Source organism: Streptomyces sp. NPDC017940 (assembly GCF_044328435.1).
GTDB lineage: Bacteria > Actinomycetota > Actinomycetes > Streptomycetales > Streptomycetaceae > Streptomyces.
Genome location: NZ_JBIRHJ010000006.1, coordinates 554,665 through 581,556, shown reverse-complemented (window position 1 = coordinate 581,556; position 26,892 = coordinate 554,665). Strand labels below are relative to the sequence as shown.

28 protein-coding genes are annotated in these 26,892 nt (G+C 71.5%); 15 read left to right on the top strand and 13 right to left on the bottom strand.

Annotation, left to right across the window (positions count from 1 at the left end; translation table 11 throughout):
• Positions 1 to 7: 7 nt before the first annotated feature.
• Entirely contained in the window at positions 8 to 685 is a 678-nt protein-coding gene (locus ACH4DX_RS23560) for a response regulator transcription factor (RefSeq protein ID WP_030574906.1), read from the bottom strand.
• Positions 686 to 1,239: 554 nt separating this feature from the next.
• On the opposite strand from ACH4DX_RS23560, the gene ACH4DX_RS23555 reads away from it, so the two are divergent.
• Together ACH4DX_RS23555 and ACH4DX_RS23550 are read left to right on the top strand one after the other, a co-directional pair.
• A complete protein-coding gene (locus ACH4DX_RS23555; RefSeq protein ID WP_398122875.1) occupies positions 1,240 to 2,730 on the top strand; it encodes a peptide MFS transporter in 1,491 nt (496 codons plus the stop codon).
• A gap of 122 nt (positions 2,731 to 2,852) precedes the next feature.
• Positions 2,853 to 3,893, top strand: coding sequence for an alpha/beta hydrolase (locus ACH4DX_RS23550; RefSeq protein ID WP_398156552.1), 1,041 nt, complete (start codon positions 2,853 to 2,855; stop codon positions 3,891 to 3,893).
• A 48-nt stretch (positions 3,894 to 3,941) separates the two neighbouring features.
• On the opposite strand, the gene ACH4DX_RS23545 is transcribed toward ACH4DX_RS23550, so the two are convergent.
• The 6 genes from ACH4DX_RS23545 to ACH4DX_RS23520 form a co-directional block, all read right to left on the bottom strand.
• Entirely contained in the window at positions 3,942 to 5,084 is a 1,143-nt protein-coding gene (locus ACH4DX_RS23545) for a hypothetical protein (protein ID WP_398156551.1), read from the bottom strand.
• Positions 5,085 to 5,091: 7 nt separating this feature from the next.
• Positions 5,092 to 6,411, bottom strand: a complete 1,320-nt coding sequence (locus ACH4DX_RS23540; RefSeq protein WP_398156601.1) for a hypothetical protein — start codon at positions 6,409 to 6,411, stop codon at positions 5,092 to 5,094.
• A gap of 124 nt (positions 6,412 to 6,535) precedes the next feature.
• Positions 6,536 to 6,937, bottom strand: coding sequence for a hypothetical protein (locus tag ACH4DX_RS23535; protein ID WP_398156550.1), 402 nt, complete (start codon positions 6,935 to 6,937; stop codon positions 6,536 to 6,538).
• A gap of 68 nt (positions 6,938 to 7,005) precedes the next feature.
• The gene (locus ACH4DX_RS23530) at positions 7,006 to 7,743 is read right to left on the bottom strand and encodes an LPXTG cell wall anchor domain-containing protein (protein ID WP_398156549.1); all 738 of its coding nucleotides are present in this window, start codon (positions 7,741 to 7,743) and stop codon (positions 7,006 to 7,008) included.
• Positions 7,744 to 8,209: 466 nt separating this feature from the next.
• Positions 8,210 to 8,719, bottom strand: a complete 510-nt coding sequence (locus ACH4DX_RS23525) for an ATP-binding protein (protein ID WP_398122870.1) — start codon at positions 8,717 to 8,719, stop codon at positions 8,210 to 8,212.
• A 421-nt stretch (positions 8,720 to 9,140) separates the two neighbouring features.
• Entirely contained in the window at positions 9,141 to 9,509 is a 369-nt protein-coding gene (locus tag ACH4DX_RS23520; protein WP_398122869.1) for an STAS domain-containing protein, read from the bottom strand.
• Positions 9,510 to 9,779: 270 nt separating this feature from the next.
• Here ACH4DX_RS23520 and ACH4DX_RS23515 point away from each other — a divergent pair, with 270 nt between their 5' ends.
• Positions 9,780 to 10,808 carry an RNA polymerase sigma factor SigF gene (locus tag ACH4DX_RS23515; protein WP_398156548.1) on the top strand — a complete coding sequence of 343 codons (1,029 nt, stop codon included), beginning with the start codon at positions 9,780 to 9,782 and terminating at the stop codon, positions 10,806 to 10,808.
• 122 nt (positions 10,809 to 10,930) lie between these two features.
• Here the strand turns inward: ACH4DX_RS23515 and ACH4DX_RS23510 are convergent, their stop codons facing one another.
• Positions 10,931 to 11,308, bottom strand: coding sequence for an ATP-binding protein (locus ACH4DX_RS23510; RefSeq protein WP_398156547.1), 378 nt, complete (start codon positions 11,306 to 11,308; stop codon positions 10,931 to 10,933).
• 116 nt (positions 11,309 to 11,424) lie between these two features.
• On the opposite strand from ACH4DX_RS23510, the gene ACH4DX_RS23505 reads away from it, so the two are divergent.
• The 9 genes from ACH4DX_RS23505 (at position 11,425) to ACH4DX_RS23465 (ending at position 16,228) form a co-directional block, all read left to right on the top strand.
• On the top strand, positions 11,425 to 12,276 hold the full coding sequence (locus tag ACH4DX_RS23505) for a Scr1 family TA system antitoxin-like transcriptional regulator (protein WP_398156546.1): 852 nt from the start codon (positions 11,425 to 11,427) through the stop codon (positions 12,274 to 12,276).
• The gene (locus tag ACH4DX_RS23500; RefSeq protein ID WP_398156545.1) at positions 12,257 to 12,472 is read left to right on the top strand and encodes a DUF397 domain-containing protein; all 216 of its coding nucleotides are present in this window, start codon (positions 12,257 to 12,259) and stop codon (positions 12,470 to 12,472) included. The genes ACH4DX_RS23505 and ACH4DX_RS23500 overlap by 20 nt, the downstream gene beginning before the upstream one ends.
• Positions 12,473 to 12,484: 12 nt before the next feature.
• On the top strand, positions 12,485 to 13,012 hold the full coding sequence (locus ACH4DX_RS23495) for a DUF6879 family protein (protein ID WP_398156544.1): 528 nt from the start codon (positions 12,485 to 12,487) through the stop codon (positions 13,010 to 13,012).
• A 118-nt stretch (positions 13,013 to 13,130) separates the two neighbouring features.
• The gene (locus tag ACH4DX_RS23490; RefSeq protein ID WP_398156543.1) at positions 13,131 to 13,349 is read left to right on the top strand and encodes a hypothetical protein; all 219 of its coding nucleotides are present in this window, start codon (positions 13,131 to 13,133) and stop codon (positions 13,347 to 13,349) included.
• Positions 13,330 to 13,866 carry a DUF6879 family protein gene (locus tag ACH4DX_RS23485; RefSeq protein ID WP_398156542.1) on the top strand — a complete coding sequence of 179 codons (537 nt, stop codon included), beginning with the start codon at positions 13,330 to 13,332 and terminating at the stop codon, positions 13,864 to 13,866. The genes ACH4DX_RS23490 and ACH4DX_RS23485 overlap by 20 nt, the downstream gene beginning before the upstream one ends.
• Complete coding sequence (locus ACH4DX_RS23480; protein WP_398156541.1) at positions 13,850 to 14,707, top strand: helix-turn-helix domain-containing protein; 858 nt, start codon at positions 13,850 to 13,852, stop codon at positions 14,705 to 14,707. The genes ACH4DX_RS23485 and ACH4DX_RS23480 overlap by 17 nt, the downstream gene beginning before the upstream one ends.
• An 85-nt stretch (positions 14,708 to 14,792) precedes the next feature.
• A complete protein-coding gene (locus ACH4DX_RS23475) occupies positions 14,793 to 15,029 on the top strand; it encodes a DUF397 domain-containing protein (protein WP_398156540.1) in 237 nt (78 codons plus the stop codon).
• Between the two features lie 155 nt (positions 15,030 to 15,184).
• Positions 15,185 to 15,547, top strand: coding sequence for a hypothetical protein (locus ACH4DX_RS23470; RefSeq protein ID WP_398156539.1), 363 nt, complete (start codon positions 15,185 to 15,187; stop codon positions 15,545 to 15,547).
• 114 nt (positions 15,548 to 15,661) lie between these two features.
• A complete protein-coding gene (locus ACH4DX_RS23465) occupies positions 15,662 to 16,228 on the top strand; it encodes a DUF5753 domain-containing protein (RefSeq protein ID WP_398156538.1) in 567 nt (188 codons plus the stop codon).
• 69 nt (positions 16,229 to 16,297) lie between these two features.
• On the opposite strand, the gene ACH4DX_RS23460 is transcribed toward ACH4DX_RS23465, so the two are convergent.
• Positions 16,298 to 17,149, bottom strand: coding sequence for a helix-turn-helix transcriptional regulator (locus ACH4DX_RS23460; protein ID WP_398156537.1), 852 nt, complete (start codon positions 17,147 to 17,149; stop codon positions 16,298 to 16,300).
• Positions 17,150 to 17,236: 87 nt separating this feature from the next.
• Between ACH4DX_RS23460 and ACH4DX_RS23455 the strand changes: the two genes are divergently transcribed.
• Positions 17,237 to 18,025 carry an SDR family NAD(P)-dependent oxidoreductase gene (locus ACH4DX_RS23455; protein ID WP_398156536.1) on the top strand — a complete coding sequence of 263 codons (789 nt, stop codon included), beginning with the start codon at positions 17,237 to 17,239 and terminating at the stop codon, positions 18,023 to 18,025.
• Between the two features lie 28 nt (positions 18,026 to 18,053).
• On the opposite strand, the gene hutI is transcribed toward ACH4DX_RS23455, so the two are convergent.
• From hutI to hutU, 4 genes are all read right to left on the bottom strand, one after another.
• Entirely contained in the window at positions 18,054 to 19,229 is a 1,176-nt protein-coding gene (gene hutI, locus ACH4DX_RS23450; protein WP_398156535.1) for an imidazolonepropionase, read from the bottom strand.
• Positions 19,230 to 19,542: 313 nt separating this feature from the next.
• A complete protein-coding gene (locus tag ACH4DX_RS23445) occupies positions 19,543 to 20,907 on the bottom strand; it encodes a formimidoylglutamate deiminase (RefSeq protein WP_398156534.1) in 1,365 nt (454 codons plus the stop codon).
• The gene (locus ACH4DX_RS23440) at positions 20,904 to 22,106 is read right to left on the bottom strand and encodes an allantoate amidohydrolase (protein ID WP_398156600.1); all 1,203 of its coding nucleotides are present in this window, start codon (positions 22,104 to 22,106) and stop codon (positions 20,904 to 20,906) included. Before ACH4DX_RS23440 ends, ACH4DX_RS23445 begins: the two co-directional genes overlap by 4 nt.
• An 80-nt stretch (positions 22,107 to 22,186) precedes the next feature.
• Complete coding sequence (gene hutU, locus ACH4DX_RS23435; protein WP_398156533.1) at positions 22,187 to 23,845, bottom strand: urocanate hydratase; 1,659 nt, start codon at positions 23,843 to 23,845, stop codon at positions 22,187 to 22,189.
• 123 nt (positions 23,846 to 23,968) lie between these two features.
• On the opposite strand from hutU, the gene ACH4DX_RS23430 reads away from it, so the two are divergent.
• Both ACH4DX_RS23430 and ACH4DX_RS23425 read left to right on the top strand, forming a co-directional pair.
• A complete protein-coding gene (locus ACH4DX_RS23430; protein ID WP_398156532.1) occupies positions 23,969 to 25,414 on the top strand; it encodes a diaminopimelate decarboxylase in 1,446 nt (481 codons plus the stop codon).
• Between the two features lie 93 nt (positions 25,415 to 25,507).
• A complete protein-coding gene (locus ACH4DX_RS23425; RefSeq protein ID WP_398156531.1) occupies positions 25,508 to 26,881 on the top strand; it encodes an APC family permease in 1,374 nt (457 codons plus the stop codon).
• Positions 26,882 to 26,892: the final 11 nt, after the last annotated feature.

The following is a 26,892-nucleotide window of genomic DNA, read 5'->3' as shown; positions in this document are numbered from 1 at the left end:
CCAGCCCCTAACTCTTCTCGAAGCGGAACCCCACCCCCCGCACCGTGGCGATGTACCGCGGATTGGCCGCGTCGTCGCCGAGCTTCTTGCGCAGCCAGGAGATGTGCATGTCGAGGGTCTTGGTGGAGGACCACCAGGTCGTGTCCCAGACCTCGCGCATGAGCTGGTCCCGGGTCACGACGCGGCCCGCGTCGCGTACGAGGACCCGCAGCAGGTCGAACTCCTTGGCCGTGAGCTGGAGCTCCTCCTCGCCCATCCAGGCCCGGTGCGACTCCACGTCGATCCGCACGCCGTGCGTGGCGGGCGGCTGGGGGGGCTCGGTGGCGCCGCGCCGCAGCAGGGCCCGTACGCGGGCGAGGAGTTCGGCGAGGCGGAACGGCTTGGTCACGTAGTCGTCGGCACCGGCGTCGAGCCCGACCACCGTGTCCACCTCGTCGGCGCGGGCGGTCAGGATGAGGATCGGCACCGTGTGACCCTCGGCACGCAGCCGGCGCGCGACCTCGAGGCCGTCCATGCCGGGCAGGCCGAGGTCGAGCACGACGAGGTCCACGCTGCCCTGAAGTCCGGCGTCGAGGGCGGTGGGACCGTCCTCGCGCACTTCGACCTCGTAGCCCTCGCGGCGCAGTGCGCGGGCCAGCGGCTCCGAGATGGACGCGTCGTCCTCGGCGAGCAGTACACGGGTCATGGGGTGATGGTAGTCCGCACCGAACCTGCGCAGGAGGCTGATCGCCACGCGATCCGCACCCCCCGGCCGCGCAGGCCACCGCACCCCGCCACCGCGCGCCCCGGGAATGCGATCCCTCTCACCCGAGCGGTGCGATCCTCGGAAGTACCCTGCGTACACCTTGGAATGTGCGAGATTGGTTCCATCGTCACCTGTGATCCATGTCTCAAGTCCTTCCAAATGCCGCTCTGTCGTGGCGTATGGTGGCGAGACGCCTGTAGCACTACTCAAGGACCTTTGGCCCGCTATTGCGCGCCAGGGGTCTTTTCTGTGTGTGGGTCGGTGCGCGTTCACCGGCCTTGAACGGAATGACCTGTGGTCGGGCCCCGCACGCGAAGTCGCGTCCCGGGGTGTGGATCTCGGAGTCGTCGTCCCCGGTGCCCCACGGACTTCGTGGCACCGATCCCTCTTCAGGCGTGAGGGCAGGACGGCCGGCGCCGGTGCCGACCGCCCCCCACCGGGCGTGCCCGCGGCCCCGCGCCGTCGGACGCGTCCCGAACCACGAGGATCGACCCATGGCGTCCAGCCTGACGAAGGACTCGGCCAGCACTCCTGGTTCCGAGAAGACCTTCTTCGGCCACCCCCGCGGCCTGGCCACTCTCTTCATGACCGAGATGTGGGAGCGCTTCAGCTTCTACGGCATGAAGGCCCTGCTCCCCCTGTACCTGGTCGCGCCCGGCGGCATGAACATGAACGCCGCGACCGCCACGGCGATCTTCTCGATCTACATGGCGATGGTGTACCTGCTCGCCATGCCGGGCGGCTGGTTCGCCGACCGCGTGTGGGGCCCGCGCAAGACGATCACGATCGCCGCCCTGGTGATCATGGCAGGTCACATCACCCTGGCGCTGCCCGGCCAGGGGGTGTTCTTCGTCGGCCTCGTCCTGGTGGCGATCGGCTCCGGCCTCCTGAAGGCCAACATCTCCACGATGGTCGGCCACCTCTACGACGGCCCGGACGACCCGCGCCGCGACGGTGGCTTCACGGTCTTCTACATCGGCATCAACCTGGGTGCCTTCTTCGCCCCGCTGGCCATCGGCACCGTGGGCGAGAAGGTCAACTGGCACCTGGGCTTCGCCCTCGCCGCGTTCGGCATGGCCCTCGGCCTGATCCAGTTCCTGCTCGGCAGCCGCCACCTGAGCGAGCGCAGCAGCGTCGTACCGAAGCCGGTGGAGAAGCCGGTCCTGATGGCTCTGCTGCGCAAGGCCATGCTGTGGATCATCGCCGCCGCGGTCTTCTACGGCGTCACGATCGCCACCGGCGTCTACACCCTGAACTGGGCCATCGTCCCGATCACGGTCGCCGGCCTGGTCATCCCGATCTGGGTGCTCGCCCGCATCAAGCGGGACAAGGAGCTCGACCAGGTCGAGCAGTCCAGGATGACGGCCTACATCTGGTTCTTCGTGGCCGCCGCCGTCTTCTGGATGATCTACGACCAGGGTGCCTCCACGGTGGCCCTGTTCGGCAAGAACTCCACCGACACCTCGATCCTCGGCTTCGACTTCCCGGTCTCCTGGTACCAGTCGGTCAACCCGGTCCTGATCATGGCTCTGGCGCCGGTCGTCGCCGTCCTGTGGCTGGCGCTGAACCGCCGCGACAAGGAGCCGACCACGGTCGTGAAGTTCGCCGTCGGCCTGATCATCACCGGCGCCTCGTTCTTCGTCTTCCTGCTCCCGCTGACCATGGCGGGTGACGGCGAGAAGGTCGGCGCGTACTGGATGGTCGCGATCTATTTCATGCACACCGTCGGTGAGCTGTGCGTCTCCCCGGTCGGTCTGTCGGTCACCACGAAGATGGCGCCGGCGAAGTACGCCTCGCAGATGCTCGGTGTCTGGTTCCTCGCCGTGACCGCCGGTGACTGCACGACCGGCCTGCTGTCCACCGCGGGCGTCGACCTGAACAAGACCGGCGTGGTCGCCATGGAGGCCACCCTCGCCGTCGTCGCGGGCATCTCGGTCTTCATGTACCGCAAGAAGGTCAAGGCACTCATGGGCGACGTCAACTGACACCCCCCGCCCGAGCACGATCTCGTACGGTCCGTACGAACTGAGGGCCGCCGCACCACCCGGTGCGGTGGCCCTTGGCGTTTCACCGGGCACGGCTCCGGCGCCCGGTGGACCATCGCCGCATGACCGTACGCCGCGCGCTGCTGACCCTGACCCTGTGCGGAACGCTCTTCTCCGCGGGCGCCGCCACCCCGCCCTCCGTCGCCGCGCCCTCGGCCGCCGTCACCGCGGCGTCCACGGCCACCGCCCCCGCCCCCGCCCCGGCGGGCCGGGTACTCGCCTACGGCCCGCATCCGCGCCAGACGGTGACCGTGTACGGGCCGCAGGGCGGCAGGCGTCCGGCGCTCGTCGTCCTGCACGGCGGCTCGTGGGCGCGGGACACCGACTGGAGCGGCTGGTCGCGGTGGTTCGCGGCCCGCGGCTTCACCGTGTACGACACGGACTACCGGCTCTCGTCGGACGCGGTGTGGTCCGCGCAGCGCGCCGACGTCCTCGCGGCCCTGCGGTGGATCGCCCGGCGCGAGGGCCCCGGCGCCGCGCGCCCCCTCCTGCTCGGCTCGTCGGCGGGCGGTCACCTGGCGGTGAGCGTGGGCGCGTACGGGGAGGGCCGCGCGTACACCCGCGGGGTCGTCGCCCTGTCCCCCGTGGCGTCACCCCTCCGGGCCCTGCGGGACGGGACCCGGCCGGAGGCGAGCGACGCCCAGCGGGCGCTCGCCCGGGCGGCGAGACGTCTCGCCGGGTGCGACCCGGGGCGGGCGGGGCGGGGGGACCCGGGCATCGCGGCGCGGCGCGCCCCCGGCCGGGCGGGGCAGGGGGACCCGGGCATCGCGGCGCCGCGCGACCCCGGCCAAGCAGGGCAGGAAGACCCGGGCATCGCGGCGCCGCGCGACCCCGGCCGGGCGGGGGCGGGCTGTCGGGGGCGGTGGGGCGACATGTCGGCCGCCTCGCACGCCTCGGGCGCGCGCGACGCCCCCCTGTACCTCGTCCACTCCGCCGGTGACTTCGTACCGCCCGCGCACTCCGCCGAACTCGCCGCCGCCCAGGCCGACGCCGGTCTGCGGGACGTGACCGCCCGGACGCTGCCCGGTTCCGCGCACGGCGGCCCGCTCCTGCGGGCGCCGGGCCTCGCGGACGACGTCCTCAGGTGGCTGCGGGCACACTAGGGCACGCGCAGCCACCTGTCCCGGCCCTCTGCGAGGAGTACCGGGGCGTCAGGTGTCGCGGCGCCACCTCGGGAGGAACGTGAAGACCGCGCCGCCGAGCAGGATCGCCGTGCCCGCGACGAGGCTGAGCGCCCGCAGGCCCCCGTTGTCGTCGGCGCCGGTGTCCGCGAGGCCGCCGCCCGACGCCGCGGCACCGCCCGCCGCCCCGGACGCGGAGCCGCCCGCCGCGCCGCCCCCGGCACTGCCACCGCTGCCACCGCTGCCACCGCTGCCACCGCTGCCACCGCTGGCGGACGAGCCGCCGGAGGCGCCGCCCGGTTGCGCCGACGTGTCGAGTTCCAGGGAGACCAGGGTCTTGGCCGGGGTGCAGGTCGTGGTCGTACCGAGGGCCTGCACGGTCAGGATGCCGGGCGACAGCGTCGACCTGCCGTCGGCGCCGGGCTTGTACGTGCCCTTGAGGTCGGGGACGGTGATCGGGGCACCGGACTTGATCGGTTCCTTGTTCGCGGGGCCCTGCACCGTCACCGTGCCCTGGTCGGCACCGCCGAGCCGTACCTCCATCGAGGGGACGACGGAGTTAGCGGGGATGTCGGCCGGGCTGTCCATCACCGACTTCTTGAACCGTACGGTGAGACCGTAACTCCCGCCGCTCCTCCTGGCGTTGATCTGCACCGGCGAGGTGGCTTCCTTGTCGCCGATCGGTGTCTTGCACCGGTAGGGGACCTGGACTTCCCTGCCGGTGAAGTCGCTCTGGTCGCCACCGCCACCGGAACTCCCACCGGAGGCGCTGCTCCCGGAACTCCCGCCGGAAGCCGTGCCGCCGGAGCTCCCACCCGAGTCGCTGCCGCCCGAGTCGCTGCCGCCGGACGCGGTACCTCCCGACGTGCTGCCCCCGGACGTCGTCGTCCCGCCCGAACTCCCGCCGCCCGTGGTCACCTTGATGGTCACCGCCGCCTTCACGGCCTCCTCCGGCCTGCACTTGGTGTCGGTGGAGATCGGCTTGTCGACGTTGATGGCGTAGGCGTCCGGCGTGAGCGTCACCTCGCCCGGTTCCGTCAGCTTCAGAGTGCCCTTCATGTCGGACAGGACCATCGCGCCGCCCTTAGGGATGGGCGGGTTGGTCCGCGTCCCCTCCACTCTCAGGTCGCTTCCCGCGTGCCGCGAGTCCTGAACGTCCTCCGCGTCGTCCACGTCCTCCTCATGGTTCTCCTTTCGTCGTACGGCTGTTGCGGCCTTGGTCGGACGGTGCGGAGAGCTGTGGTGCGGGGGTGCCCGGGTCGGTGTCCGGGCTGAACCAGGGCAGGGACGAGGGGCGCGCGGCGGGGCGCGCGGCTTCCGCTCCCACGCCGCGCTTCGCGCCCGCGCGCTTCTCGCCCGCGCGCTTCTCGCCCTCGTGCCGCTCGGTCACGGCCGTCCGGGGCAGGCGGAGCTTGGGCAGGCGTACGGTCAGGGCGCGGATGCGGTCGGTGCGGTGGCGGCCCTGGGGGCGGCGGCCGCGGCCGCGGTGGGGGCGCAGCCGGTCGACGACCGCCATGCCGATGCGGAAGACGGCGGCGGGTACGACGAGGCAGAGCAGCACCCAGAAGAGGGTGACGCCCCAGGGGCGGCCCACGCCCCAGGGCTGCTCGGCGAGGACCTTGTCGCCGAACCGCAGCGAGACGAGGTAGTCGCCGTGCGCGCCCGCGGACAGTTCGACGGGCAGTTCGATCCTGGCTTTCTTGCCCGGCGCGATGGTGCCGCGCCACTGCTGCTCCTCCCACTGCGGGGCGAACACGCCGTGGGAGGTACCGACGTGGAAGACCGGGTCCTTGACCGGGGCGGAGCCGACGTTGCCGACGGTGAAGGCGAGTGTGCGTGCCGGCGGGGCGCCGAACCAGGTGAGGAGGCCGCTGGAGCCGTCGAGCCGGGTGTCGGTCAGCACGGCGAGCCTGCCGCCCGCGCGCCGCTCGGGCAGCGGCTGCACCGGGTGCCCCGCGACCTTGAACTCCACGTCCGCGGCGGCCTTCGCGCCGGTCACCGTGGCGACGTGCACGACGCACGGGCAGGGCTGCGGGGGTTCGGCGACGGGCAGCTCCTTGCGGAAGGCACCGTCACCGTCGGTGGTGACGGCACGCCCGTGGGAGTTGGCACAGGAGTTGGTACCGCCCGGCACCCCGACACCGGGTTCCGCCTGCCCACAGACCAGCACCATCAGCAGGGCCCCACCCCGCCACCCCACCCCTTGGACGGTGACCGAACCTCCCGCACCGGCCTGGGGGGTGGAGAGGGTGACGGTGGGTTTGTCGGCGGGGGGCGCGGCTGGGCTGCGGGGAGCCGGAGGTGCGGCGAGGGCACCGCGCGGATTGTCGGCAGCGCGGGCGACCGGCGACGCGGCGAAGGCGCTGCCGAGCAGGGCGGCGAAGAGGGTGACGGCGACCGGGGCGTGCTCACGCCCGCGGCGGCGGGGCCGTGGTCGCCGGGCGCGCGGCCCGAGGCTGCGAGCCGCAGACCAGCACTCCCGCCTCCCCGCATCGCCCACCGCACCCCGCAGGACCACGGCGGACCCGCCGCGCACCACACCCCGTACGGCATGCGCGGACCCACCGCCCGCCACACCCCCCACGGCCACCGCGAAGCCGCCACCAACCGCACCCCGCGCACCCTCACCGTTCACAGCTGGCCTCCGCCCGTCGACGCCGACGTACCGCGACTACGCCTCCCGCGGTGAGCGCGAGTGCGCCCGCCGCGCCTCCTCCGACCGCGGGCCACGGCACGAAGCGGGCGGAGGCGTCCCCGTGCTCGCGCACCCCGCCCGCCGCGGTCACCGTGAGCCGCACGTCCACCGAGTCGAGGGCCGGGAGCGAAGCCCAGGGTTCGGTGAGGGAGATCCGCCGTCCGGGTGCCAGCTGGAGGGGCAGCTTCCGTGCCTTGCGGTCGAGCAGTTCGCCGAACAGCCCGTCGGCCCGTACCGCGAGCCGGGGTTCCAGGACGGTGTTGCCGCGGTTGACCAGGTCGTACGAGACCCGCCCCGCCGCCGCGTCGAGCCGCACCCGCGCACAACGCATGCGCCCCGTACCTCCCCCACGTCACCGGCATCGGCGGCTTCCGCACCCGTACCAGGTCTCCTCACATGTCAGCGGGACCGCGCCGCCTGGTTCCGCCGGGTCAGCCACAGCACTCCGGCCGCGCCAGCGAGTAGCACGGTGCCGCCGAGGGTGCCGAGCGCGAGGGCGGAGTCGGCGGGACCGGTCTGCGGGAGTTCGCCGCCGCCCGACCCGGCACCCCGGGACCCCGTGGAGGCGTCACCGGTGCCGGAGCCCGCGCCGGTGTCACCGGAACCGTCACCCGAACCACCGCCGCCCGAGCCCTTGACGTCGAGCGTCAGGGACGGCCCGGGGTTGTTCGCGGGCGTGCACGTCGTGGTGGTGCCGAGGGCCTTGATGGTCAGGACTCCGGCCGTGAAGGTGGCCTCGCCCGACTTCTTCGGTGTGTACGTACCCGACAGGTCACTGATCTTGATGGGGGTGTTGGCCGGGATCGCCGCCGCGTTGGTGGGCCCGGAGACCGGGACCGTCCCGCTCTCCGCGCCACCGAGCTTGATCAGCGCGCTGGGCTTCATCGCGCCTTTGCCGAGCTCGACGGGGCTTGAGGAGACGCCCTTCCGGAAGGACATGGTGAGCTTGTAGCCGCTGCCGCTCTTGACGCTCTTGATGTCGATCGGGGAGACCGCCCCCTTGTTGCCGATGGGCGTCTTGCACTGGTAGTCCACGTCCTGGACCTCGGCCTGTGCGACAGGTGCGGCAAGGAGCAGAGCCGATCCGGCCAGAGCCGTGGCGAGGACGAGCGCGGCCGTCTGTTTCTGGTACGACACCTCGTTTTCCCCTCATGCCGTGGTGCGGGCGAGTCCCGTGCCGCACATGCACTTTTACTGACGGCACATCAGATTGGGCGCTCAAGGTACGCCCGTGACCTTGTAGAGGGAAGACAGAGGGCGCGCCGGATCTGTGGTGATCCGGCGCGCCCGAAACCCGCCCGGTACGCGGGCAAAATCCAGCCCGTCCGGCGCTTGAGGACAAGCGCGCAGCGCGGCGCTTTCACCTCCGCCAGGACACGAGCAGACGAGGAGGGGGGTTCCAGCCCGTCCGGCGCTTGAGGACAAGCGCGCAGCGCGGTGCTTTCACTCAGCCAACACACAAGCGGCCGAGGAGGAGGTTCCAGCCCGTCCGGCGTTTGAGGACGAGCGCGCAGCGCGACCAACGCCCACCCCACCCCCGGAGGGGAAAGGCGAACCCCCTCCCACCCCAGCCGGAGAGGCAAAAGCGGCCCGGCCCCCCAAACTAACCGGGGGCGCCCAATTCCGCCCAGACAGTCTTACCCTCGGAATCGGACGCCCGCACAACACCCCAGTCGAGACAGAGCCGCTGCACGATAAACATCCCGTGCCCCCCGGGCCGCCCCGCCCGATGCGGGGTCCGGGGAGCGGGCTGACCGGCGCCACGGTCGGCGACCTCGATGCGCAGGACCTTGCCGTCACTGGAGAGCCGGAGCTCGTCGGGCCCCTCCGCGTGCAGGCACGCGTTGGTGACCAGCTCGGAGACGACGAGCAGCACATCCTCGGCGGCGGCACGCCGATCGGCGCCCGACGCGGGCAGCCAGCCCCAGGCGCGCAGCGCCTCCCGGGTGAAGTCGCGTGCGAGCGGCACGACGCCGCTCTCCCCGTTCAGGCTCAGTCTGCGGGCCTGACGGACCCCGGACTCCGGGGCGGTCGCGGGCACGGGAGCAGCCGCGACCGCGGCCTCCGGCTCCGGGCCGCGGTCGCCCGGCGAGCAAGGCCGGGTGGTGCTCATCAGCACTTCACCTCACCGACAAGAGGACTGGACAAGTGACGAGGGTGCGAGGTCCCGGCGGACCCCCGCCCGCGGGCTGCCTCCTGGCCGCTTACCGATCTGACTAATACTTGCTGACTGACTGAACTGACGTACTGCTGACTTGCTGCTTGCGGACCACTCGACGGGACTCACGGGGATGAGCCCACACCGAGCCGACACCGAGCCGACGCCGATACCGAGGCCGAAGGGGATCGACGCCAAGTCGGGCCGACGCCGAATCGACGCCGGGGCGACGACAGATCCAGTTTGTCTCCTGCCCGACAGTTCCGAGGGAACACCCATGGATTTCGGTAGGAACCGTGTGACGCCGGTAACGCATTGATCACGCAGCGACAACTGACGCGTAACACTACGCGCCGCACACGGAGAGTCACCCGACTCAGTCGGCCAGCGCCGCTTCGAGCGTCTCGTGGACGGTGAAGACGGCGTCGGCGCCGGTGATCTCGAAGACCCGCGCCACCACCGGCAGCATCCCGGCCAGATGGACACCACCTCCGGAGGCCTCGGCCTTGAGCCGGGCCCCGAGGAGCACGTTCAGCCCCGTCGAGTCGCAGAACTCGAGCCGCGAGCAGTCGACCACGAGGCGTGTGAAGCCGTCGTCGACGCAGGCCTCCAGCGGCTCGCGCAACAAATCGGCGGTGTGGTGATCCAACTCACCCGCCGGAGTCACGACGGCGCTGTGGCCCTCTTTCCGGACTTCGACCAGAAGCCGGCCCTTGTGTGCGCTGCCGACCGTCCCGCGGTCCATGCCGTCACTCTCTTCCCGCTCTTCCCGACAAGTCGTGGGCTGTTCCTTGCGCGCTGTGAGACGCGATGACGCCCCTGAACACTACGCCCTCCTTGCGCCTTGGGGTACCCGAACATCCTCCAGAATTCGGACATTTAGGAACGGAACGCACTTGCGACTCCGGCGCGGAAGCGGGTAGGGGTAGAAGGGACACCAATCGACACGGACGGCCATGGAGGCGCCGCACACCGCAGTGCACGTAGTGGCATCGGCAGCCATATGCCGAGAACGATGGAGGAGACCATGTCACCCCGGCTCGACGAATCGCATACTGACCAGGCGACGTCGACACTCCCGCCGCACCGTACGAACCCCACGGACCGCACGGACCGCACGGACCGCACCGAGACCGAGATCACAACGATTCCGGCGCCCTCGGCTCCCGCCGACGAGGCCGCGCCGATCGCGACGACCGCCGTGCGTCCGTCCGCCGTCATCGGCGAACCGCACGAGAGCCTGCCCGGGCTCCCCGAGATTCCCCCCTACGACGAGGTGGGGGCGCTGGACGCGCGCGCCCTCTCCAAGACGCTCTTCGAGCGGCTCGAATCCCTCGAAGAGGGCACGTACGAGTACGCGTACGTCCGCAACACCCTCGTCGAACTGAATCTGGCCCTGGTCAAGTTCGCCGCCTCCCGGTTCCGCTCCCGCAGCGAGCCGATGGAGGACATCATCCAGGTCGGCACCATCGGCCTGATCAAGGCGATCGACCGGTTCGAACTGAGCCGCGGGGTGGAGTTCCCCACCTTCGCGATGCCGACGATCGTCGGCGAGATCAAGCGCTTCTTCCGCGACACCTCCTGGTCGGTGCGGGTGCCGCGCCGACTCCAGGAGCTCCGCCTCGACCTCGCCAAGGCGGGCGACGAGCTCGCGCAGCAGTTCGACCGCGCGCCGACGGTGGCCGAACTCGCCGAGCGCCTCGGCATCTCGAACGACGAGGTCATCGAGGGTATGGCGGCGTCGAACGCCTACACCGCGAGCTCGCTGGACGCGCAGCCGGAGGAGGACGACTCCGAGGGCGCCCTCGCCGACCGCATCGGCTACGAGGACCACGGCCTGGAGGGCATCGAGTACGTCGAGTCCCTGAAGCCGCTCATCGCCGAACTGCCCGCCCGGGACCGCAAGATCCTCTCGCTGCGCTTCGTCGCCAACATGACGCAGTCGGAGATCGGCGAGGAACTCGGCATCTCCCAGATGCACGTGTCCCGTCTGCTGTCCCGCACCCTCATGCGCCTTCGCAAGGGGCTGACCCTGGAGGAGTAGGGCGCCGCCTCACGTTCCTGTTCTGTCGGATGCCCAGGCGCTCCGCGAGCAAACGGTCCGGACGGCACGTCGTTGTGGGGCCGTCCCCTGTGGGCGGCCCCAGACGTGTGTCCGGGCCCGCCTCACCCCTCCCCCACCTCGCACCAGACGGTCTTGCTGTCGGCGCCCTGCTCCACGCCCCACCGCAGCGACACCGCGTCGACCAGGGCAAGACCGCGCCCGGTCTCGTCCCCGCTCCCGGCGTTCCGCAGCACCGGCCAGGCCCGGGGGTCGGGATCGGTGACGGCCACCCGGGTCCGCCCGTCCCCCGCCCTCGTCAGCCGGACGGTCACCGGCGTCCCCTCACCGAGGTGCCGGATCACGTTGCTGAGCAGCTCACTGACGCAGAGCTGTACGTCGGGACGCCCCCGCAGCACGCGCCGCAGCTCGGGCACCGCCTTGGGGGCAGCGAGGAGGGCCACCTCGAAGGTGGGGGCGGGGTGCGGGTCCTGATCGTGCATGGGGGGACGCCTTCTTCCGTGCGCTCTGTGACGTTCTGGTCACACAGTGGCGTCCGAGTGACGTAGCGTGACAGGGGTTTGGGTTCCACAGTGCGAGGCGTGGAAGGCGGTCAGCTGTGGCAGCGCGCAAGGACATCGACGGTTCGGCGAGCGTTCCCGCGTTCTACGGCAAGGAGCTGCGCTGGAAACGGGAGAGTGCGGGCCGCACGCTCCAGGAGACCGTGGAGGGCAGTTACTTCGGGGCGACGTATTTGAGCGAGATCGAGCGGGGGCAGCGGAGGATTCCGCTGGAACTGGCCCGCCACGTGGACCGGTTCCTCGCGACCGACGGGTTCTTCGAACGACGCTGCGAGGACGTGCACAAGGCGCGGAGGAGCAAGCACGCCGAGTACTTCGCCCACGTCGTGGAGCTGGAGGCGCACGCGAAGGAGATCGAGGAGTGGAACCCCACGCTGATCCCGGGTCCCCTCCAACTGGAGCCGTACATCCGGGCAGTTGTCCATGCCGCGCACCCTCGTGAGGCCGAGGAGTCGGTCAAGGCCAAGGTCGAGGACCGGCGGGAACGGGCTTGGCTCTTCGAAGACGCGAAGGGTCCCGACTGCTGGCTCGTGATGCACGAGTCGATCCTTCGGCAACCGATCATCGGCGATGCCGAGATGGCGGAGCAGCTGGCCCACATCGTCACTGTCACCCAGCGTCGGCGCGTCATCCCACAGATCCTCCCGTGGAACGGCAGGGCGCACCCCTTCATGATGGGCGCGACCTGGCTCATGACCTTTGCCGACTCGCCGCCGCTCATGTACACGGAGGGCATGTACAGCGGGCAGCTCATCGATGAACCGGAACTCGTGGCGCAGTACACGAGCGCGTACGGTCGACTCAGAGCCGCGGCACTGCCGCCGGAGGACTCACTGAGGATGATCAAGAAGGCAGCGGAGGACTACGGAAATGGCACGTACGAGCGCTGACCTGGGTATCACTGCCTGGCACAAGAGCAGCTACAGCAACGGTTCCGAAGGGCTCTGCCTGGAGGTCGCCACCGACCTCCCCGGCACCGTCCCCGTCCGGGACTCCAAGGTCCCGGACGGCCCCGCCCTGCTCATCGGCGCCACAGCGTGGACACCCTTCATCGCCGCCGTCGCTGCGGGCGGCCCGGCCTCCTGAGGAAGGCAACCCGTGCCCCTGGAAGGTGAGAACTGGCGCCGCTTCTTCGATGCCTTCGAGCGGGAGGCGTGGCGGTTCGAGGCGCAGCCCACTTACACCATGCCCAAGGAGCAGGAGAACGTCGCCCGCTTCCTGCGGGGCGAGGCCAAGCCCGCCGACCACAACGCCCGCTGGCACGAACGAGTCCGCGGATACGTCCAGTCGGGCAGACGCATCGGCCGCGTCCGCGTCGTGCGTCGACCGCTGACCGACTACCAGCGGTATCAGTTCGCGTGGGGCATCCCGGGCAACATCGCGGCCGGGGAGGACATCCGGGTCCTGGACGTGACGCGAGACGGCCACGGCTTGCCGCTCACCGGGCGTGACTGGTGGCTGTTCGACGGGTTGCGCGTCGCGCACCTGAACTTCCGGCCGGACGGTACGCAGATCGATCGTGAGGTGTACGAGGACGACCCCGCCCCCTATGTGCAGTGGCAGCGCACAGCCCTGGAACAGGCCGTGCCTTTCGAGGAGTACGTGGCGGACCTTTCCGCAGGGTGAGGACGGCCGTGCCCTGCCCGCACAGTTCTATGCGACTACGTGACTGAACCGCAGGTCGCCCTTGTGTCGGGTTGAGGACTCTCCGTAACTTGCTGACACACAGACCGGAGGGGCCTCGATGGACGAACTGCGGATGGTGGCCGGCGGGCCGTGCAAGAGCGATGACGACGACAAGTGCGGGAATGGCGACTGCCCGACCGTGTACGCGACGCCGGAACCGGGGATGCTGGCGATCCAGGGTTACGACGTGTCCCACCCGACGCCGGATGGCGAGTCGGTCGTCATGATTCCGGAAGCGATCCTGAAGGAGGCGGCCCGTGCCCGTGGGTGGTTCTAGCCCTGTACTCCTCGACGGCGACGCATGGCAGGCGTACTTCCGAGATTTCGAGCGTTCCGCCTTTCGGCTCGAAGTGCACCAGACGTACACCATGCCCGCCGAGGCCGAGACGGTTCGCGGCTTTCTGGCCGGAGCCCGGAAACCCGACGGATTCAACGCACCGTGGCATCGGACGGTCGGTGACCGTACGGCGGCCGGGCGGACGATGACGCGGGCCAAGCTCGTGCGTCGACCGCTCACGCCGTACAGCCGGTATCTGTTCGAGTGGTGCATTCCCGGAAATGTCGCGGCCGGGGAGGACTACCACATAGTCGATGTGACCGACCGCGAGGTTTCCGGACTTCCGGAGCAGGACTTCTGGATGTTCGACGAGTCGACGGTCGTACACCTCAACTACCGTTCCGACGGCTCGCAGATCAGCCGTGAACTGATCCAGGACCCGGACTTGGGGAAATATCTCGCGTGGCGAGATCTCGCTCTGGAAAGCGCCGTACCGTTCAGTGCCTATCGCACCTGACGAGCAAGCACGGGAGCGGAAGGATCTGGCGGAGGCCCTTCGGGGTCTTCGCCGCGCTGCCGGTCTCAGCGGTGAACGTCTGGCGCTCCGCTGCAACATGAGCCAGACGAAGATCAGCCGGATCGAGACCGGCCGCGCGCTGCCCTCGGTGATCGACGTCGAGCGGATCCTCAAGGCACTTGCTGTGCCCGACCAGGTCTCCGACGAGCTCATACAGCTGGCCCGCAGGGCGAATGTCGTTTACGCGTCATGGCGGGCGTACGCGCGCATGGGCCTCTACCACAAGCAAGCCGAACTGAAGGCTCTCGAGTCTTCCTCGCGAGTGATGCGGCACTTCCTGCCCGCCGTTCCCACAGGACTCCTGCACGTCCGCGAGTACGCCGTCGAGACGCTGTCACCCACGGTGGACGGCGATCCGGCCAGGGACGTTCGCAGGGCCGTACAGGCGCGCATGGACCGCCAGGTCGTCCTGGACGACACATCACGATCGTTTCAGTTCCTGTTGACCGAGCAAGCCGTCAAGTGGCGACGGGCGAGCGCCGGAACGATGGCGGCGCAGTGTGCGCACATGGCGCAGGTCAACAGGAAGAGCAACGTCGAAATCGGAGTGGTCCCGCAAAGAGTGCAGGTTCCCGGTACACCGATGAACATCTTCGTCGTCTACGACGACCGTCTTGTCACGGTCGAACTCTTCTCCGGCGAAGTTGTATTGCGCGACCCGAGAGACGTGAACCAACACCTGAACCTGTTCGATCTGTTCTGGTCCCACGCCCTTACCGGACAGAACGCGTCAGCATTTCTTACCGAGGCCGCCGAAGACTTTATGCGTCAACGTACCTAGCGCTGCACATCGCCCCGTCCGAGCGCAATGATGGTGCCACGGCCGGCCATGGCCGTACCCAGCCGAGCAGGAAGAAGGTGCGGCAATGCACAACGGAACCGACCTGTACAGCCTCCCCCTTTCCGACACCGTCGTTTTCAGCAAAGCGTGCGGTGGCAACACGCACCCGGACGGTGAGTCGTGCGTGACCCTGGCGAGGATCGGAGAGGACATCTGGGCCGTGGGGGACAGCAAGCGGCCCGGCGGCGCGGCGTTGCGCTTCAGTACGGCGGAGCTGGACGCGGCCGGTATCGACCCGGCGAGGTTCGGGCTCTCCGCCTGATTCTCGCGTTCCTCGCGCCCGGTACTTCCCCCCCCCGGTCTCCGCTCTCGCCTCGGCGGGGGTGGAGGCCGGTCGAACGCGGACTCCCGCCTCGGCGGAGGCGGAGGCCGGTCGCACCCGGACTCCCACCCCGTACTCCCCAAAGGGGACGGCAATTGCATCACCACGGCTACCTGTGGACCGGACCCAAGCAGCACTTCGACGACGAGGCCCTCCGGCGGCCTCCGCCCCCGCACGCGCCCCCGGAGGGCAGTCGCCCCGAGCTGGTCCGACGCCACCGGGAGGTGAAGGCGGAGTTCCCCGTCGTGGACCTGCCGCCGGCCGCCGAGCGGAATCGTGAGCGCCTCGCGCTACTCGCCGAGTGCGCCGTCGTGAGGCTCGGCTGGGGCGGCGACGTCTCCCTCGGCTGCTATCTCGAAAGGCCCACGTTCCTGTCCCTGGCCCTGGTGTGCTGTTCCCCGAATCGCACCATGCCGCAACTCGACTGCCCCGCGCAGACGGTCCGACGTCACCAGTGATCGTCTGAATGCCCTGGCCCGCCATGAGTGATCCATCGAATGGAGCAGGTGCCCGTGACAGCAGATACGCCCGAAGGCCGCGCGAAGACATGGGAGGAGCTTCACCAGGAGGGTATGGGCCCGACTCAGGAAGCCTTCCTGAACCTGGTCAGGCAGACCAAGGAGACCAAGCACTACTGCCCGGACGTGATCTGGGGGAGCCTACAGACCCCCGAGTACGTGCGAGCGATGCTCACCCTTGTCGTCGACTTCCTGGAGTCGCCACGGGACATCGAGGCGGGCGTCAGGGCCCGCACCGCGCGTGCCGAACTGTTCGGCAAGGACGGACGGACGTACAGGACCCTGTTGGGCGAGCAGTCCCTTCGCTCCAACATCGGCGGCTTCGACGTCATGCGGGGGCAACTCGAACGCGTCCTCGCATCGTTCGCACTGCCAGGAGTGACGCTCGGCATCATCCCCGGCCGCGCCCCGCTCCATGTCTTCCCCGGCAACAGCTTCGGGATCTTCGACGGGGCGCGCGTAGAGGTCGAGCTGTTCGGAGATGCCCCCGTGTGCACCGACGTCGTCCAGATCCAGCGCTACGAGAAGGCCTTCAGCCTCCTGGAGCGGTCCGCGGTCTACGGGGAGGACGCGAAAGCCCTGGTGCGCGCCGAACTCGCGGCCTTGGGGGCGTCGTCCTGAGCCGTCCGACCTCCCACGGCTACGAGATGCCGCGGGAGGCCACCACCGGCTTCGCCGGCCGGCGGGCACTCAGCCCGGCACCCCCATCCGCTGCGTCCCCACCACCGACAACAACCGCAGCGCCTCCCCCGAAGGGGTACCGGGCGTCGCCGTGTAGAAGAAGACGCGTTGGTCGCGGTCGGTGATGTCCAGAACGTCGCAGTTGACGGCCACGGGGCCCACCAGGGGGTGGTGGAAGGTCTTGCAGAGGGTGGGGCGGGGGGAGATCTCGTGGGTGGCCCAGAGGTGGGCGAAGTCCTCGCTGGAGGTGCGGAGTTCGCGTACCAGGTCCTGCACCTCCGCGTCGTCGGGGTAGCGGGCCGCCGTCGCGCGCAGGTGCTGGGCCGCGGTGCGGGCGAAGGCCTCCGCGTCCGAGACGCCGTACAGTCGGCGGCCGTCCCGGTGGGGGCCGAGGAAGGCGCGCCGGACGAGGTTGCGGTCCCGGCGCGACAGGCCCGAGAAGTCTTCCGTCAGGGCGGCGGCCAGCGCGTTCCAGGCGATGACCTCGTACGTCGCCGACACCACGAGCGCCGCCGCGTCCGGCAGCCGCTCGATGAGGTCGACGATGCTCCCGCGCACCTCCCGGGAGGGGCCGGGCGGAGGTCCCGGCGGGGCTCCGGCGAGGTGGTGGAGGTGGTCGCGTTCGGCGTCCGACAGGCGCAGGGCGCGCGCGAGCTGGGCGAGCACCTCGCGGGACGGGTGCGGGGCGCGGCCCTGCTCCAGGCGCGCGTAGTACTCGGTCGAGATGTACGCCAGCTGCGCCACCTCCTCGCGGCGCAGCCCCGGCGTACGGCGGCGCGGCCCCACGGGCAGGCCCACGTCGGCGGGCGTGACGCGCTCGCGCCTGCCGCGCAGGAAGCCCGCCAGTTCTTGTCGGTTCATCCGACCAGTGTGCGCCGGTCACGCGCCTGCCAACCAGGTACTGCCAGTGCCTGGACCACACCGGGGAGCGGGCCCAGGCTCCTCCGCATGAACGACACCACATCGCTCCTGCCCGGCACCCGCCTCCTCGACGGCAAGGTCGCCCTCATCACCGGTGCCGGCCGCGGCATCGGCGCCGCGGCGGCACGCCTCTTCGCCCGCGAGGGCGCCCGCGTCCTGCTCGCCGCCCGCACGGAGGAGCAGTTGCGGAGGGTGCGGGACGCCGTCCGGGCGGACGGCGGCACCGCGGACCACGTCGTGTGCGACCTCGCCGACGCCGACAGCGTCAGGGGCGCCGTCGACCGGGCCGTGGAGCTGTACGGACGGCTCGACGTCGCCTTCAACAACGGTGCGACGGGCCAGCCGCCCGGCCCCATGGACCAGCTGTCGGAAGCCGACTTCGACCGCGTCTGCGCCGTGAACCTGAAGGGCCCGTGGCTGGCCATGAACGCCGAGGTCGCCGCCATCCGCCGCACGGCGGGCCGCGGCGCCCTCGTCAACACCTCCAGCGTCGGCAGCCTCCTCGCCAACCCCGCGCTGCCCGCGTACGGAGCCACGAAGCGGGCGGTCAACAGCCTCACCGCGTCCGCCGCCGCCACCTACGGCCCCGAGGGCATCCGCGTCAACGCCGTCGCCCCCGGAACCACCCTCACCGAGATGCTCCGCGCGTGGGACGACGAGTCCCCCGGCACCATCGACCGCCTCAACGCCCAGACCCCGCTGGGCCGCGCCGCCGACCCGGAGGAGATCGCCCAGGCCGCCGCCTGGCTCCTCAGCGACCGCTCCTCGTACGTCACCGGCACGGTCCTGCGGGTCGACGGCGGCATGTGGGCCTGAGCCCGCGGTACTTCTGGGGCGGGGCAGCTCAGTCCGTACGGGCGCCCCTGCGCCATACCTCCGCCACCAGCGGGACCCCCGGCCGGTACGCCAGGTGCACATGGCTCGGGGCGTCCAGGAGCACCAGGTCGGCGCGCGCCCCCGGGGAGAGGCGGCCCACGTCCGTGCGGCGCAGGGCCGCCGCGCCGCCCGCCGTGGCGGACCAGAGCGCCTCGTCCGGGGTCATGCCCATGTCCCGTACGGCGAGCGCGATGCAGAACGGGACCGAGGACGTGAAGGACGAGCCCGGGTTGCAGTCCGTGGACAGCGCCACCGTCGCGCCCGCGTCCAGGAGGCGGCGGGCGTCCGGCCACTCGGCGCGGGTGGAGAACTCGGCGCCGGGCAGGAGGGTCGCCACCGTGCCGCTGTTCGCTAGGGCGTCGACGTCGGCGTCGGTGAGGTGCGTGCAGTGGTCGGCCGAGGCCGCGTCCAGCTCCACGGCCAGCTGGACGCCGGGGCCGTGGGAGAGCTGGTTGGCGTGGACGCGGGGGTGCAGGCCCTTCGCCTTGCCCGCCGTCAGGATCGCCCGCGCCTGGTCGCCGTCGAACGCGCCCTTCTCGCAGAACACGTCCACCCAGCGGGCGTGCGGCGCGCACGCCTCCAGCATCTCGCCGGTGACCAGTTCCACGTACGCCGCCGGGTCGTCGGCGAAGTCCGGTGACACGATGTGGGCGCCGAGGAACGTCACCTCGTCGGTGTGGCGGGACGCGATGCGCAGGGCGCGGGCCTCGTCCTGTGTCGTCAGGCCGTAGCCCGACTTCGTCTCGAACGTGGTGGTGCCCTGGCGCAGGGCCTCCCGGAGGTAGCGGGTGACGTTCGCCTCCAGCTCGGCGTCCGTGGCCGCTCGGGTCGCCGCGACCGTGGTGCGGATGCCGCCCGCCTCGTAGGGGCGGCCCTCCATGCGGGCGTTGAACTCCTTGGTGCGGTCGCCCGCGAAGAGCAGGTGGCTGTGGGAGTCGACGAAGCCGGGGATGGCCGCGCGGCCCTTCGCGTCGTACGTCTCGTCCGCCGCGGGGGCCTTGGCGGTGGGGCCCGCCCAGGCGAGCGTCTCGCCCTCCAGGACGAGGGCCGCGTTCTCGATGAGGCCGAGGGGGCCCTCTCCCAGGGCGGGGTCGTTGGTGACCAGGGTGGCGATGTTGGTGATGGTGGTGGTGGTCTTCGTCATGGTCCTGTCCGGGGGGTGGGGTGCGGGTCGGGGGCCTTGCCGGGGGCTCCCCGCTGTATGCATCAGCGCGCTCCGCGCGCGGGCACCCCTTCCCGAAACTGGGGCTCCGCCCCAGACCCCGTATCGGCGCTCCGCGCCTCGTCCTCAAACGCCGGACGGGCTGGATCCGTGCCGGTCGGGTGGTGACTTCACCGCACCGGCGAGAGTTTTTGAGCCCGTCCGGCGATTGAGGACGAGGCCGCAGGCCGACAACGGGGTCCGGGGCGGAGCCCCGGTTTCGGAGAAGGGGCGGGACCGGGGCGCCCCGCGCGGGTCAGCGCAATGCCGCCACCGCCTCCCCCAGCGCCGCCCCCACGTCGGGGACCGCCGTGTGCGTGCCGTCGCGCACGACGTGGCGGCCGCCCACGACGGTGTGCCGCACATCCGCGGCGGAGGCGGCGAAGACGGCCGCCTCCGCGCCGAGGCGGGGCAGGGCGCCCGCGGTGCGGACGGAGTCGAGGGCGATGGTGGTGAGGTCGGCGAGGGCGCCGGGTTCGAGGGTGCCCGCGTCGGGCCAGCCGAGGGCGGCGTGGCCGTCGGCGGAGGCGGCCCGCAGGAGGGCGGCGGCGGTCCAGTGCCCGCGGGTGTGGGACCGCAGGCGCTCGTCGAGCTCCATGGCGCGGGCCTCTTCGAGGAGGTCGATGACGGCGTGGCTGTCGCTGCCGAGGGACAGCGGGCTGCCGGCGCGCTGGAGGGCGGGCGCGGGCCCGATGCCGTCGGCTAGGTCCCGTTCGGTGGTGGGGCACATGCAGGTGCCGGTGCCGGAGCCGCCGATGAGGGCGATGTCCTCGTCGGTGAGGTGGGTGTTGTGCACGCCGGTCGTGCGGGGGCCGAGGACGCCGTGGTCGGCGAGCAGCCGGGTGGGGGTGCGGCCATGGGCGGCGACGCAGGCCTCGTTCTCGGCCTTCTGCTCGGAGAGGTGGACGTGCAGCGGGGCGCCCCGTACGGAGGCCCACTCGACGACGGCCGCCAGTTGCCGCGCGGGGACGGCCCGTACGGAGTGCACGGCCGCGCCGACGCGGGCGTGGGCGCGGTCCTTGAGCAGCGACACCCGCTCGGCCCACGCCTGCGTCGTGCCGTCGGAGAAGCGCAGCTGGTGGCGGTTGGGGGCCACGCCCCGGGAGGCGTCGATGAGGCCCGCGGCCACGTACGCCGTGTCGAGCAGGGTGATGCGGATGCCCGCGTCGGCGGCGGCGGCGATCAGCGCCTCGCCCATGGCGTTGGGGTCGGCGTAGGGGGTGCCGCCGGGCGCGTGGTGCAGGTAGTGGAACTCGCCGACGGCCGTGATCCCGGCCAGGGCCATCTCCGCGTACACGGCTCTGGCCAGGGCGTGGTACGACTCGGGAGTGAGCCGGTCGGCGACCTGGTACATGACCTCGCGCCACGTCCAGAACGTGCCGCTGCCGACCTGGACGGTCGAGCGCAGCGCGCGGTGGAAGGCGTGCGAGTGGGCGTTGGCGAGGCCCGGCAGGGTCAGGCCGCGCAGCACCGTCGCGCCGGGCGGCGGGACCTCGACGCCGCGCCGGACGGCGGCGATCCGGCCGCCGGTGTCGATGTCGAGGGCGACCCCGGGCTCGACGACCGGGTCCAGCCAGGCGTGTTCCATCCAGTACGTCGACTTCGGCGTCGGCTCGGTCATCGGCACGCGAGGCCTTCCAGTACGTCCGCGAGGGCGTGCACCCCGGCCAGGCAGTCGTCCTCTTCGGCGTGCTCGGCGGGCGAGTGCGAGACGCCCGTGGGGTTGCGTACGAACAGCATGGCGGTCGGGACCGACTCGGACAAAATACCCGCGTCGTGTCCCGCGCCCGTGCCGAGTACCGGGAGCGCGCGGCCGGTGCGCTCGCGCAGGACCCTGCCCAGTTCGTCGCGCAGCGCGTGCTGGAACTCGACGACGGGCGTGCAGGACTCCTGGACGACGTCCACGTCGATGCCGTGCCGGTCGCCGTACTCGCGGGCCGCCTTCTCGATCGCCGTCACCACCGTGTCCAGGGTGTCCTGGTCGGCGGCCCGTGAGTCCAGCCAGCCGCGGACCAGGGACGGGATGGCGTTGACGCCGTTCGGCTCGACGGCGATCTTGCCGAAGGTGGCGAGCGCGCCCGCCAGCTCCGCCTCGCGGCGGGCGGCGAGGACCGTCTCGGCGTACGACAGCATCGGGTCCCTGCGGTCCACGAGGCGGGTGGTGCCCGCGTGGTTGGCCTCGCCGCGGAAGTCGAAGCGCCAGCGGCCGTGCGGCCAGATCGCGCCGGCGATGCCCACCGGGTCGCCGGACAGGTCCAGGGACCGGCCCTGCTCCACATGCAGTTCGACGAACGCGCCGACGAGGGCCAGGCGCTCGGGGTCGGGGCCGATGGCCGCCGGGTCGTACCCGGCCCGCTCCATCGCCTGCGGGAGGGTGACGCCGTCCGCGTCCCGCAGCTCGTACGCCGCTTCGCGGGTCAGCTTGCCCGCGGTGAGGCGGGAGCCAACGCAGGCCAGGCCGAAGCGGGCGCCCTCCTCGTCACCGAAGTTGGTGAGGGCGAGGGGCTTGGTGAACTCGGCGCCGCGGGCCCTGAGTTCGTCCAGGGCGGCGAAGGCGGACACCACTCCGAGGGGGCCGTCGAAGGCGCCGCCGTCGGGGACGGAGTCCAGGTGGGAACCGGTGACGACGGCGTCCCCCGCGGCCGGGTCGCCGAGCCACGCCCACTGGTTGCCGTTGCGGTCGGTCTCGTACGTCAGGCCGCGGGACTCCGCCTGCTCCTGGAACCAGGTCCGGCAGTCGGCGTCCGCGCCCGTCCAGGCGTGGCGGCGGTAGCCGCCGGACTCGGCGTCGCGCCCGACGGGGCGCAGGTCGCGCCACATCTGCGTGAAGGTCGTGCGGGGCGCGGGCGACTGCGCCGCTGTGGCTGGGCGCGCGGTTCCGCGGGCCTTCTCGGGGCGCTTCACTCGCCCTCCCGCATCGGCACCCGCACGCCGCGCTCGGACGCGACCGCGTCCGCGGACTCGTACCCGGCGTCGACGTGCCGGACGACCCCCATCCCGGGGTCGTTGGTGAGCACGCGCCGCACCTTCTCGCCCGCGAGCTTCGTGCCGTCGGCGACCGAGACCTGGCCCGCGTGGATCGAGCGGCCCATGCCGACGCCCCCGCCGTGGTGCAGGGAGACCCAGCTCGCTCCGGACGCCACGTTCACCATGGCGTTGAGCAGCGGCCAGTCGGCGATCGCGTCGGAGCCGTCGAGCATGGCCTCGGTCTCGCGGTACGGGGAGGCGACGGAGCCGCAGTCCAGGTGGTCGCGGCCGATGGCGAGGGGGGCCTGGAGCTCGCCGGAGGCGACCATGTCGTTGAAGCGCTCGCCCGCGCGGTCCCGCTCTCCGTAGCCGAGCCAGCAGATGCGGGCGGGCAGGCCCTGGAAGTGGACGCGCTCGCCGGCCATCTTGATCCAGCGGTGGAGCGACTCGTTCTCGGGGAAGAGGTCGAGGATCGCCCTGTCCGTCTTGTGGATGTCGGAGGCCTCGCCGGACAGGGCCGCCCAGCGGAAGGGGCCCTTGCCCTCGCAGAAGAGGGGGCGGATGTAGGCGGGCACGAAGCCGGGGAAGGCGAAGGCCCGGTCGTATCCGGCGAGTTGGGCCTCGCCGCGGAGGGAGTTGCCGTAGTCGAAGACCTCGGCGCCCGCGTCCATGAAGCCGACCATGGCCTCGACGTGCCGGGCCATGGACTCGCGGGCGCGGGTGGTGAAGCCCGCCGGGTCCTTGGCGGCGTACGCGGCCATGTCGTCGAAGTCGACGCCCGACGGCAGATACGCGAGCGGGTCGTGGGCGGAGGTCTGGTCCGTCACGATGTCGACGGGGGCGCCCTCGGCGAGCATGCGCGGGAGCAGGTCGGCTGCGTTGCCGAGGAGGCCGATGGAGAGCGGGCGGCGGGCGTCGCGGGCCTCGACGGCGAGCTGGAGGGCGTGCTCCGGGGAGTCGGCCTTCACGTCCAGGTACTTGTGCTCGATGCGGCGCTCGATGGCGCGCGGGTCGACGTCGATACAGATCGCGACGCCGTCGTTCATCGTCACGGCGAGCGGCTGGGCGCCGCCCATGCCGCCGAGCCCGGCGGTGAGGGTGATCGTTCCGGCGAGGGTGCCGCCGAACCTCTTCGCCGCGACGGCCGCGAAGGTCTCGTACGTGCCCTGGAGGATGCCCTGGGTGCCGATGTAGATCCAGGAACCGGCGGTCATCTGGCCGTACATGGTGAGGCCGAGCGCTTCGAGGCGGCGGAACTCCTCCCAGTTCGCCCAGTCGCCGACCAGGTTGGAGTTGGCGATGAGCACGCGCGGCGCCCACTCGTGGGTCTGCATGACGCCGACGGGGCGGCCGGACTGGACGAGCATCGTCTCGTCCTGCTTGAGGGTCCTCAGCGTGCGCACCATCGCGTCGAAGGAGCGCCAGTCGCGGGCCGCCTTGCCGGTGCCGCCGTAGACGACGAGCTTGTCGGGGTGCTCGGCGACCTCCGGGTCGAGGTTGTTCTGGAGCATGCGCAGGGCCGCTTCCTGCTGCCATCCCAGGGCGCTCAGTGCAGTGCCGCGCGGGGCCCGTACGGGGCGGGGTCCTGACATGGGGTGCCTCCTCGCATGCTGTCCTGCTGTGACGTTGTTATTCACATCCTGCTGCTGTGAATAGAACTAGTCAATAGCGTCACGGGGCAGCGGTCGCCGCGTCCGGGTGATTGTCTGGATCACATGGGTCCAGACAACTCCGCTCCGCCCGCCACCACCCCCTCCGCTCGGCCCGCCACGGCCCCCTCCGCTCGGCCCGCCAAGGCCCCCGCCACTCCCCCCACCGCGCCCACCGACCCCGCCGCCCGCCGCGACCAGGCCGTGCGCGCCGCCGTCGAGCAGGGCCTCGTCGGCCCCGACCTGCCGCTCGCCGGGCTGCTCGACGTGACCGGGGTACGGGCCTCGGCCGCCGCGCTCCGTACCGCCTTCGACGAGGTCACCGCGCCCGGCACCCCCGTCCTGCACGCCTTCGCGGTGAAGGCGGCCCCGCTGGTCCCCGTGCTGCGGCTCCTTTCCGCCGCCGGGGTGGGCGCCGAGGTGGCGAGCCCCGGCGAGCTGGCCCTGGCCCGCGCCGCGGGTGTTCCTCCGACGCACACCGTCCTCGACTCCCCCGCCAAGACCCCGGCCGAACTGCGCGAGGCCCTCGCGCTCGGCATCGCCGTCAACGCCGACAACGCGCAGGAACTCGCCCGCATCGACGCGCTCGTGCGCTCCGCGCCCACTCGCTCGCCCCTCGGTATACGGGTGAACCCGCAGGTCGGCGGTGGTGCCATCGAGGCACTCTCGACGGCGACCGCCACCTCCAAGTTCGGGGTGCCGCTGCGGGACGAGGGCGCGCGGGAGTGGCTGGTGCGCGCGTACCTGGACCGTCCGTGGCTGACCCGGCTGCACACGCACTCCGGTTCGCAGGGCATGCCCCTGGAGCTGATGGCGGGCGGTGTCGCGGCCACGTACGCGCTCGCCGAGGAGATCAACGACCGCGCGGGGCGGCGCCAGATCGACACCCTCGACCTCGGCGGCGGGCTCCCCGTCAACTTCGCGTCGGACGAGGAGACACCGACCCACGCCGACTACGCGCGGCTGCTCCGGCGCGAGGTGCCCGAACTCCTCGACGGACGCTACGGCCTGGTCACCGAGTTCGGCCGGTCGCTGCTCGCCAAGCACGGGACGCTGCTCGCCCGCGTCGAGTACGTGAAGTCGGCGGGCGGCCGGGGCATCGCGCTGACGCACGCGGGCGTGCAGGTGGCGACGCGCACGGTGTACGTGCCCGAGTCCTGGCCCCTCAGGATCGCCGCGTACGACGCCGAGGGGCGCCCCAAGCCCGGTCCCGCCGTCCGCCAGGACATCGCGGGCCCTGCGTGCTTCGCCGGTGACCTGCTGGCGAGGGACCGCGAGCTGCCGCCCCTGCAACAGGGCGACTACGTGGCCGTCCTGGACACCGGCGCCTACTGCTTCGCCCACCACTACTCGTACAACAGCCTGGTCAGGCCCGGCATCCACGGCTTCGTGGCCGACCCGCGGGAGGCGGGGGGCGCGGTGCGGTTCGGGGTGGTGCGGGAGCCGCAGAGCGTGGCGGAGGTCGTCGCCGAGGCGGGCGGCGGGGTGCGGGACGCGCTGCGCGAGCTCTGAGGTTGCTCAACTCCGGCTTCGGCGGCGCCCGGGGCGGGCAGAAGGCCATCCCCAGCCGGAAGCGGCTCACCGTCACCCTCGGGGGAGGCTCCTGTGACGACGTCAGGAACGAGTGGCACCACCGCACCACCGGCCGCCGAGGATCCGGGCCTGCGGCGCGTGCTCGGCCCCAGACTGCTCATCCTCTTCGTGATCGGCGACATCCTCGGCACCGGCATCTACGCCACCACGGGCAAGGTCGCGGGAAAGGTCGGCGGCGCGCTGTGGGTGCCGTTCGCGATCGGGTTCGTCGTGGCGATCCTGACGGCGGCGTCGTACGTGGAACTCGTCGGCAAGTACCCGAAGGCGGCGGGCGCGGCCCTCTACACGCAGAAGGCGTTCAAGGTCCCCTTCCTCACCTTCATCGTCGCGTTCATGGTGATGGCCTCCGGGCTCTCGTCGGCGAGCGCCGCCGCCCGTGCCTTCAGCGGCGACTATCTGGCCGAGCTGACCGGTGACGCGCTGCCCCCGACCCTGGTGGCCATCGCGTTCATCCTGCTGCTCGCGGCGCTGAACCTGCGCGGGGTCTCGGAGTCCGTGAAGACCAACGTCGTCCTCACGGTGGTCGAGCTGACCGGCCTGCTGATCATCCTCGCGATCGGCGCGTGGGCGGTGTTCAGCGGGGACGGGGAGCCCGCGAGGCTCACCGAGTTCGAGGCGTCCGGCACCGGGTACGCCCTGATGACCGGCGTGCTCGGGGCCACGGCCCTCGGATTCTTCGCCTTCGTGGGCTTCGAGGACTCCGTCAACATGGCCGAGGAGACCAAGGACCCGACGCGGACGTTCCCCAAGGCGATCTTCATCGGGGTCGCCGTCACCGGCACCATCTACGTCCTGGTGGCCCTGGTGTCCTCGCTCCTCGTCGACCACGGGACCCTGGCCGGCTCCAGCGGCCCCCTCCTGGAGGTGGTGAAGGCCGGTGGCGTCGACTTTCCGCACAAACTCTTCGCGCTCATCGCCCTGTTCGCGGTCACCAACTCGGCCCTCATCAACATCATGATGGCCTCCCGCCTCTGCTACGGCATGGCCAACGAGCGCATCCTGCCGCGCGCGATGAGCCGTGTCCTGCCGCGCCGCCGCACGCCGATCGTCGGCATCGTCTTCGTCTCGCTGCTCGCCGTCGGCCTGGTCTCCACCGGTGAGATCGAGGGCCTCGGCGACACCACGGCGTTCCTGCTCCTGTGCGTGTTCGCCGTCGTCAACGTCGCGGTCCTCGTCCTGCGCCGCGACCCCGTCGACCACCACCACTTCCGCACCCCCACCGTCCTCCCGGTCCTCGGCGCCGTCACCGCCCTCACCCTGGCCAGCCCCCTGGCCGACCGCCCGGCGGACGTCTACATCCGCGCGGGGGTGCTCGTCCTGATCGGCATCGGCCTGTGGGCGGTGAACAAGGTGGTGCTGCGGAGGCAGACTGCGTCCGGCGCTTGAGGACGAGCGCG

Bases quoted from the DNA above. Each gene is read 5' to 3' on its own strand.
- ACH4DX_RS23500 (WP_398156545.1), top strand. From the start codon at position 12,257: ATGGCACGTACGAGCGCTGACCTGGGTATCACTGCCTGGCACAAGAGC.
- ACH4DX_RS23535 (WP_398156550.1), bottom strand. From the start codon at position 6,937: ATGCGTTGTGCGCGGGTGCGGCTCGACGCGGCGGCGGGGCGGGTCTCG.
- ACH4DX_RS23465 (WP_398156538.1), top strand. From the start codon at position 15,662: ATGGGCCCGACTCAGGAAGCCTTCCTGAACCTGGTCAGGCAGACCAAG.
- ACH4DX_RS23475 (WP_398156540.1), top strand. From the start codon at position 14,793: ATGCACAACGGAACCGACCTGTACAGCCTCCCCCTTTCCGACACCGTC.
- ACH4DX_RS23520 (WP_398122869.1), bottom strand. From the start codon at position 9,509: ATGGACCGCGGGACGGTCGGCAGCGCACACAAGGGCCGGCTTCTGGTC.
- ACH4DX_RS23555 (WP_398122875.1), top strand. From the start codon at position 1,240: ATGGCGTCCAGCCTGACGAAGGACTCGGCCAGCACTCCTGGTTCCGAG.
- ACH4DX_RS23550 (WP_398156552.1), top strand. From the start codon at position 2,853: ATGACCGTACGCCGCGCGCTGCTGACCCTGACCCTGTGCGGAACGCTC.
- ACH4DX_RS23490 (WP_398156543.1), top strand. From the start codon at position 13,131: ATGGACGAACTGCGGATGGTGGCCGGCGGGCCGTGCAAGAGCGATGAC.
- hutU (WP_398156533.1), bottom strand. From the start codon at position 23,845: ATGTCAGGACCCCGCCCCGTACGGGCCCCGCGCGGCACTGCACTGAGC.
- ACH4DX_RS23440 (WP_398156600.1), bottom strand. From the start codon at position 22,106: ATGTGGCGCGACCTGCGCCCCGTCGGGCGCGACGCCGAGTCCGGCGGC.
- ACH4DX_RS23445 (WP_398156534.1), bottom strand. From the start codon at position 20,907: ATGACCGAGCCGACGCCGAAGTCGACGTACTGGATGGAACACGCCTGG.
- ACH4DX_RS23525 (WP_398122870.1), bottom strand. From the start codon at position 8,719: ATGAGCACCACCCGGCCTTGCTCGCCGGGCGACCGCGGCCCGGAGCCG.
- ACH4DX_RS23560 (WP_030574906.1), bottom strand. From the start codon at position 685: ATGACCCGTGTACTGCTCGCCGAGGACGACGCGTCCATCTCGGAGCCG.
- ACH4DX_RS23515 (WP_398156548.1), top strand. From the start codon at position 9,780: ATGGAGGAGACCATGTCACCCCGGCTCGACGAATCGCATACTGACCAG.
- ACH4DX_RS23430 (WP_398156532.1), top strand. From the start codon at position 23,969: ATGGGTCCAGACAACTCCGCTCCGCCCGCCACCACCCCCTCCGCTCGG.
- ACH4DX_RS23455 (WP_398156536.1), top strand. From the start codon at position 17,237: ATGAACGACACCACATCGCTCCTGCCCGGCACCCGCCTCCTCGACGGC.
- ACH4DX_RS23460 (WP_398156537.1), bottom strand. From the start codon at position 17,149: ATGAACCGACAAGAACTGGCGGGCTTCCTGCGCGGCAGGCGCGAGCGC.
- hutI (WP_398156535.1), bottom strand. From the start codon at position 19,229: ATGACGAAGACCACCACCACCATCACCAACATCGCCACCCTGGTCACC.
- ACH4DX_RS23510 (WP_398156547.1), bottom strand. From the start codon at position 11,308: ATGCACGATCAGGACCCGCACCCCGCCCCCACCTTCGAGGTGGCCCTC.